Below are 7,400 nucleotides of genomic sequence, written 5' to 3'. Positions count from 1 at the left end.
TTTTTACCAGCTTAACGACATCGTTTACGATACCTGGACCTTCGCGCAGGGTGGAACTGAATACAAAATCAAGATGAACGGCAACCGGGCCTCCAACGATGGGGATCTCGTACGACGCTGGTGTGTCGCCGGCAAAGGCCTAGCGGTCAAATCCTGCCTCGACATGTCCGCTGATCTGTTGTCGGGAAAGGTTGTCAACGTCATGCCCGAGTTCAAGCCGAGAACAACCGAACTGTGGCTGATTTGCCCGAGCCGGCAACTTCTGACGCCGGCGACCCGGTTGCTCAGGAATATGCTCAAGAAGAAGACGGTGGGGATTTTAAAGCCTCTGATTGATAAAGGGATTCTGGATGACAGCGTTCTTACCTAGGAGTCTGTCGGGCTTCGCGTGCCGCAACGAAGCCCCTTGAATCAGGAGTGAGCCTTGGCCTTAATATCTTTATGTCGCTGTCTTCACGGCTGAAAACCTCTGAGGGGACAAAATCACACCAACCATGCATTCCAATACAGCAGTCTCCCAGGATTCGCTCGCATCACGCGATTTTCTTGCTACAATAGTGCCTTACCTTTGTTCACATCGAATCCCTCAGGAGAGACCATGCAGAGCTACGAGAACCTGTACATCAACGGCCAGTGGGTTCCCAGCCGCAGCGGGGAACGTATCGATGTCATCAACGCTTCAACCGAGCAGGCCATGGGCACCATTCCGGCCGGCAGCGCCGAGGATGCCGCGGCCGCCGTCGCCGCCGCCCGGCAGGCCTTCGACGGCTGGGCCACCACCCCTGTCAGCGAGCGGGCCCAGTTGCTGGACGCCCTGCACCGGGGGCTGACCGGCCGCAGCGACGAACTGGCCCGCATCATTACCGGCGAACTCGGCATGCCGCTCAAGATGTCCCAACGCATCCAGGTGGGCCTGCCCTGCGCGGTGCTCGAAAGCACGATCAAACTGCTGCGGGACTATGCCTTTGAAGAACAGATCGGCAATTCGCTGATCGTGCGCGAGCCGGTCGGCGTGGTGGCCTGCATCACCCCCTGGAATTACCCGCTGCACCAGATCGTCGCCAAGATCGCCCCGGCCCTGGCCGCCGGCTGCACGGTGGTCCTCAAGCCGAGCGAGGTCGCCCCGCTGAACGCCTTCATGCTCGCCGAGCTGATCGAGCAAGCCGGCTTTCCCACCGGGGTCTTCAACCTGGTCAGCGGCACCGGACCGGTGGTCGGCGAAGCCCTGGCGAGCCACCCCGAGGTGGACATGGTTTCCTTCACCGGTTCGACCCGGGCTGGCAAACGGGTTTCCGAGCTGGCGGCACAGACGGTCAAGCGGGTTGCGCTGGAGCTGGGAGGCAAGTCGGCGGCGGTGATCCTCGACGACGCCGACCTCGCCGCCGCGGTCAAGGGGACGCTCAACGCCTGCTTTCTCAACTCGGGCCAGACCTGCAGCGCCCACACCCGGATGCTGGTGCCGCAGAGCCGCTACGAGGAGGCTGTCGCTCTCGCGGTGGAGGCCGCCCGCGGTTTCAGCGTCGGCGACCCGTTCGAAGGACAGGCCAAGCTCGGCCCGCTGGTCTCGGCCGAACAGCGGCAGCGGGTACGGGATTATATCCAGCAGGGGATCAGCGAGGGGGCCCAGCTGCTGCTCGGAGGGACCGAGCCGCCGTCGGGGCTGGAGCGGGGCTACTACCTGCAGCCGACGGTCTTTGGGCGGGTGACGCCGGAGATGACCATCGCCCGCGAGGAGATCTTCGGACCGGTCCTCTCCATCCTGACCTACCGGGACGAAGAGGACGCTATCCGCATTGCCAACGACTCCATCTACGGCCTGGCCGGCGCCGTCTGGTCCGCCGACCCCGAGCGGGCCAAGCGCGTCGCCCGCCGCCTGCGCACCGGACAGGTCGACGTCAACGGCGGCCGCTTCAACCTGCTCGCCCCCTTCGGCGGCTACAAGCAGTCGGGCCACGGCCGGGAGTTCGGCAAGTACGGGCTGGAGGAATTTCTCGAGGTCAAATCGATTCAGCTCTAAAGGGACTGGCTCCGAAAGGGGCCTCCCCCTCTGCCAATAAAAAAGGGGACAGGCACCTTTACGGAGCCTGTCCCCTTTTGCGTCAAAAAGACGAAAGCTTACACCACCGGCACCGGCGGCGTCGCTTCCAGCTTCCAGATCTCGCGGTTGTAGTCCTGCATGGTGCGGTCGGTGGAAAACTTGCCGCTGGTCGCGGTATTGTAGATGCTCATGCGCACCCAGGCTTCCTGGTCGCGATAAGCCGCCGCGGCCTGCTGCTGGGCATCGAGGTAGCTGCGGAAGTCGGCGGCCACCAGCCAGGGGTCGTGGGGATTGCGGATCGCCCCGATGATCGGGTCGAAGATGCACGGCTCAAACTGGTTGAAATGGCCGCTTTCGAGCAGCCGCATGACCCGCGCCAGGTCGGCGTCCCCCTCGATGATGGCGTGGGGATCGTAATGGCCGCGTAGCTCTTCGACCTCTTCGGCGGTGAGCCCGAACAGAAAGAAGTTGTCGGCGCCGACCTCTTCGCGGATCTCGATATTGGCGCCATCGAGGGTGCCGATGGTGATCGCGCCGCTCATCATGAACTTCATGTTGCCGGTCCCCGAGGCTTCCTTGCCGGCGGTGGATATTTGCTCGGAGAGGTCGGTGCCGGGGGCGATGATCTCCATCTTCGACACCCCGTAATTGGGCAGAAACGCGACTTTGAGCTTGTCGCCGATGGCCGGGTCGCGGTTGATCACGTCGGCCACGTTGTTGATCAGCTTGATGATGCACTTGGCCATAAAGTAGCCGGGAGCCGCCTTGCCGCCGATCAGCACGCAGCGCGGCGTCCAGAGGTCGTCGTCGCCGCGCTTGATGCGGTCGTACAGGTGAATGACGTGGAGGATGTTGAGCAGCTGCCGCTTGTACTCGTGGATACGCTTGACCTGCACATCGAACATCGCCGCGGGGTTGAACTCGACCCCGCAATTGGACTGGACCAGCTGAGCCAGGCGGGCCTTGTTGGCCTGCTTGACCTGCAGCCAGCGGGCCCTGAAATCAGCATCATCGGCCGACAGCACCAGCCGGGACAGCAGCTGCAGATCGGTGACCCAGGCATCGCCGCCGAGAGCTTCGGTGATCAGGCCGGAGAGCGCGGGATTGCACCAGGCCAGCCAGCGCCGCGGGGTGACCCCGTTGGTCTTGTTATTGAACTTGGCCGGCCAGAGGTCGTAGAAATCGCTGAACAACCCCTGCTGCAGCAGCCGGGAGTGGAGCTCGGCCACTCCGTTCACCGAAAAGCTGCCGGCGATGGCCAGATACGCCATGCGAACCTGCGGCTGCGGCCCCTCCTCGATGATCGACATGCGCTGCTGCCGGCCGAAATCCCCCGGCCAGCAGCGGGCCACCTCGGCCAGGAAGCGGGCGTTGATCTCGTAGATGATATCGAGCAGTCGCGGCAGCAGCCGCTTGAACAGCGACACCGGCCAACGCTCGAGAGCCTCGGGCAGCAGGGTGTGGTTGGTGTAGGCCATGCATTTGGTGGTGATCGCCCAGGCCTCGTCCCAGCCGAGGCCGTGCACGTCCATCAGCAGCCGCATCAGCTCGGGAACCGCGCAGCTCGGGTGGGTGTCGTTGAGCTGGAAACAGTTCTTCTCGGCAAACTCGGACATATCCCGGCCCTGCTGGCCGACCCAGCGCTGCAGCACATCCTGCAAACTCGCCGAAGCGAGAAAATACTGCTGGCGCAGCCGCAGATCCTTGCCGTTTTCGCTCGAGTCGTTCGGGTACAGGACCATGGTGATGTTCTCGGCGGCGTTCTTGCTCGAGACCGACTCGGGATAAAGCCCGGAGTTGAATTCGCCGAGGTCGAACTCGTCGGTGGCCGCCGCCTTCCACAGCCGCAGGGTATTGACCGTGCCGTTGTGGTAGCCGGGCACCGGGATGTCGTAGGGGACCGCCAGCACGTCGTTGGTGTCGACCCAGCGGGCCCGCTGCACGCCGGTACCGCTGCGGTAGAATTCGCTGCGGCCGCCGAAATGGATACGCATGGTGTACTCGGGCCGCTCCAGCTCCCAGGGGTTGCCGTCGCGCAGCCAGTGGTCCGGCTCTTCGGACTGATGGCCGTTGACGATGTTCTGGCGGAACATGCCGTACTCGTAGCGGATGCCGTAGCCGGTCACCGGCAGCTGCAGGGTCGCGCAGCTGTCGAGGAAACAGGCCGCCAGCCGTCCCAGGCCGCCATTGCCGAGGCCGGCGTCATTCTCGTTTTCGACCAGGTCTTCCAACTCCTGGCCGAGGCACTGCATGGCCAGGGTCGTATTCTCGTCGAGGTCGAGGTTGAGCATGGCATTGCCCAGCGTCCGCCCCATCAGGAATTCGAGGGAGAGGTAGTAGGTATGCCGGCTGTCGTTCCCCTCGTAGGCGTAACGGGTGCTCTTCCAGCGCTCCATCAGGCGGTCGCGCAGGGTCAGCACCAGGGCATGGTAGGCGTAGTGGGGCGACCGGCAGTGGCGGTCGCGCCCCAGGGTATAGGTATAGTAACGGCGGAAATCCTCGACCAGGTCGAACACATCCATGCCAATGGGAGGCAGTTCGGTCAGGGTCTCACTGAGGCTTATGGGATTATCGGACTTCGGACACATCGTGACAGCTCCTCGTCAGCGAAAGGGAAAAGCGGCGGACAGCCACAAACTACATCATTATACCCGACCGTTCCGGCAGTCAAGCGAACCAGGCGCCCCGGCCAGGCTCAAAGAAAGCGCAGCAGCAGCAGGTTGGCAAAACCGATCAAAAAGCCGAGCAGGGCGCCGAACAGGTTGATGTACTTGAACTGCTCCTGCATGATCCCCATCAGCAGCCCTTCGACCTTGAGGATGTCGAGGGAATTGACCTTCTCCTCGACGATCCGCCGCACGTTGAGGGTTTCCACCAGCGGCGGCACCTCTTTTTTCAGCAGTTCGGCCAGCTGGCGAAAGAGGCCCGCTTCGAGCTCTTCGCGCAGGTCGGCGGGAAGGCGCGCCGAGAGGCGCCCCAGCGGCTTGCGAAAGAGCCAGTGGTCGAGCTTTTCGGCCAGCACCTTCTCCAGCGCCTCCCGTGCCGACGGCGCCCGCAGCGCCGCCAGGATCCGGTCAGCTACCAGCGCCCGCCCCTTCTCGAGCCCCCCCTCGGGGAGAACCCGCTGCAGCAGCGAGGCGAAGGAGCGGTCCTTGAGCCGCTCGACCCCGCGCTCGAGCAGCGCCATCAGCGTATCGGCGGCCCGCCGCCCCTGCACCGTGGCCACCGCCCGCTGGCGGATGAAGCGGCGCACCCCGGAGACCTTCTCGTAGGGAACCTTTTCCAGGTACGAGGCGACCGGGCGGTCGAGAAAGGCGTCGAGACGTTCGCGGATGGCCGACGCCACCTGGGCCTGGGTCTTCTCCTCGCGCAGCCAGCGGGAAATCTCTTCGCCGGCCTTGTCGAGAAATTCGGGGATTCGCGAATAGACCTTGTCCATATCGAAGAAGCCGGCCAATATTCCCGACAGCCCGCCCAATGAATCGAGAAAACCCTCGATCGCCTCGCGCCCCTTCTTCACCAGCCGGCTGCGGAAATCGGGGTCGTAGAGCATGCCGCCGAACTTCTCCAGCAGCGGCGGCACTTCCTTTTCGAGCTGCGCCAGCAGCACTTCGACCAGCCCGGCCGGCAGCACCTCGCGCAGGCTGCGCTCCGAGGTCACCCACTGCTCGGTCTTGGCATCGACGAAATTCCCCACCGCCCGGCCGACCCCTTCGGAACGCAGAAACGTGGCAATCCGGGCATCGACATGCCCGCGCACCGCCTGGTAGCGCTGCGGAGTGAGAAAATTCTCCAGGTCTTTCGACAGCAGTTCGCCGCTCTTGCGCTCCAAATAGCCGCGCAGCAGCTTCTCGAACTCGGCGCTGTCGAGGTACTCGAAGACCGCCTTGACCGCCTTCCAGCGCAGCAGCTCGACCAGTTCGGCGAAGCGGCCGCGAAACTCGGCCGGCACCAGCGAGGCCACCGGCCCCAGGTCGCGGTCGAGAAACTGGCCGAGCTTTTCGGCCATCGCGCCTTGCAGTTCGCGGCGGAACCCCTCCTTTTCGAGGGCCCGGCCGACATCTTCCGAGGTCAGCAGGTGGCTGCCGACCATGTCCCCCATCTTTTCGGCCAGCTCGCCGCGCTTGGCCGGGATGATCCCCGGCGTCAGCGGCAGGCGCAGGCCGAAAACCCGCCAGGGGCGCAAGGGGCGAAAGAGCATGCGGATGGCGATATAGTTGGTGACATAGCCGATCAGGGCCCCCAATAGCGGGGGGATGGCGTAGGGGAGCAGCTGCGCAAAGGTCAAGGTAGACAAGGTCTGGATCTCCGGGTAATTGACGATTTTTGCATCATAACTGCAAAAGTCCCTCATAACAAGCTGTCACTGGGAAGAAACCTCTGCTATATTTCCTGCGTAACAAATCCAATCACGAGGTTTTTCCATGACATCCGAGCAACACCCGCAAGAAGACGACCTGCGCATCCGCGAGATGAGCATCGACGACTTCCCGGTGGTCTTCCACATCGGCGAAGACCTCTTCACTTCCGAATATTCACCCAGCATGTACCGCACCTGGGACGAGTACGAAATCACCACCCTGTACAATTCGGACAGTGAGCTCTGCCTGGTCGCCGAATTCAACAACGAAATTCTCGGCTTCGCCCTCGGCACCACCGTCGAAAAAAGCAACTCCGCCTGGAAGTACGGCTACCTGGTCTGGCTCGGGGTGAAGCCGGGCATCCAGAAAGGCGGCGTCGGCGGCGCCCTGTTCAAGGAAATCAAGCGGCGCATGCGCGAGCAGGGGGTGCGGATGATCATCATCGACACCGATGCCGACAACGAGGCAGGGATCCGCTTTTTCAAGAAGCAGGGATTCGGCAACCCGCAAGAGCACGTTTACATGACCCTCAACCTCTCCCGGGCCAACCGGAGAAAGGCAGACCGCAAACCATGAACAGCACCCTGAAACAGCTCTGGGACCAGGTTGACGCCGAGCGCCTGCGCAGAACCTTGGGCGAGATGCTCGATATCTACTCCCCGTCCGGCAAGGAGGAGGACATCCAGCTCTACCTGGAGGAGATCCTGCAGCGGGCCGGCTTCAGCGTCGAGCGCCAGGAGGTGGAGGAGGAGCGCTACAACCTGCGGGTGACCATGGGCAAGGAAGCGCCCAAACTCTACATGGTCGGCCATGTCGATACCGTGGCCACCTGGGACCTGGAGGAGCTCGGCTGGCGGGAAGAGGAGGGAATCATCCACGGCCTCGGCACCGCCGACATGAAAGGGGGCTGCGCCGCCATGGTCGAGGCCTGGCTGGCCCTGGCGACCCTGCCGGAAGAGCAGCGCCCGCCGGTGGGGCTGCTGCTGGTGGTGGGGGAAGAG

At 63.3% G+C, this 7,400-nt stretch carries 6 protein-coding genes; 4 read left to right on the top strand and 2 right to left on the bottom strand.

Translation table 11 applies throughout. The features are described from left to right. A partial coding sequence (locus tag ABYV89_RS12655) for a LysR substrate-binding domain-containing protein (RefSeq protein ID WP_432823318.1) occupies positions 1 to 370 on the top strand: 370 nt, incomplete at its 5' end. Positions 371 to 598: 228 nt separating this feature from the next. Next, entirely contained in the window at positions 599 to 2,017 is a 1,419-nt protein-coding gene (locus ABYV89_RS12650; protein WP_432823317.1) for an aldehyde dehydrogenase family protein, read from the top strand. 98 nt (positions 2,018 to 2,115) lie between these two features. Here the strand turns inward: ABYV89_RS12650 and ABYV89_RS12645 are convergent, their stop codons facing one another. Beyond that, positions 2,116 to 4,626, bottom strand: a complete 2,511-nt coding sequence (locus ABYV89_RS12645; RefSeq protein WP_432823316.1) for a glycogen/starch/alpha-glucan phosphorylase — start codon at positions 4,624 to 4,626, stop codon at positions 2,116 to 2,118. A 107-nt stretch (positions 4,627 to 4,733) separates the two neighbouring features. Continuing rightward, positions 4,734 to 6,335, bottom strand: a complete 1,602-nt coding sequence (locus tag ABYV89_RS12640; protein ID WP_432823315.1) for a DUF445 domain-containing protein — start codon at positions 6,333 to 6,335, stop codon at positions 4,734 to 4,736. A 127-nt stretch (positions 6,336 to 6,462) separates the two neighbouring features. Between ABYV89_RS12640 and ABYV89_RS12635 the strand changes: the two genes are divergently transcribed. Beyond that, positions 6,463 to 6,975 (top strand): N-acetyltransferase family protein, encoded by a 513-nt coding sequence (locus ABYV89_RS12635; RefSeq protein ID WP_432823314.1) that lies wholly within the window; start codon positions 6,463 to 6,465, stop codon positions 6,973 to 6,975. After that, a partial coding sequence (locus ABYV89_RS12630) for a M20/M25/M40 family metallo-hydrolase (protein WP_432823313.1) occupies positions 6,972 to 7,400 on the top strand: 429 nt, incomplete at its 3' end. The genes ABYV89_RS12635 and ABYV89_RS12630, both read left to right, overlap by 4 nt.

Source organism: Trichloromonas sp. (genome assembly GCF_041583255.1).
In the GTDB taxonomy this organism is placed as follows: Bacteria; Desulfobacterota; Desulfuromonadia; order Desulfuromonadales; family Trichloromonadaceae; genus Trichloromonas.
The sequence above is the reverse complement of the archived record's forward strand: the minus strand, read 5'-3'. Positions and strand labels throughout refer to the sequence as shown.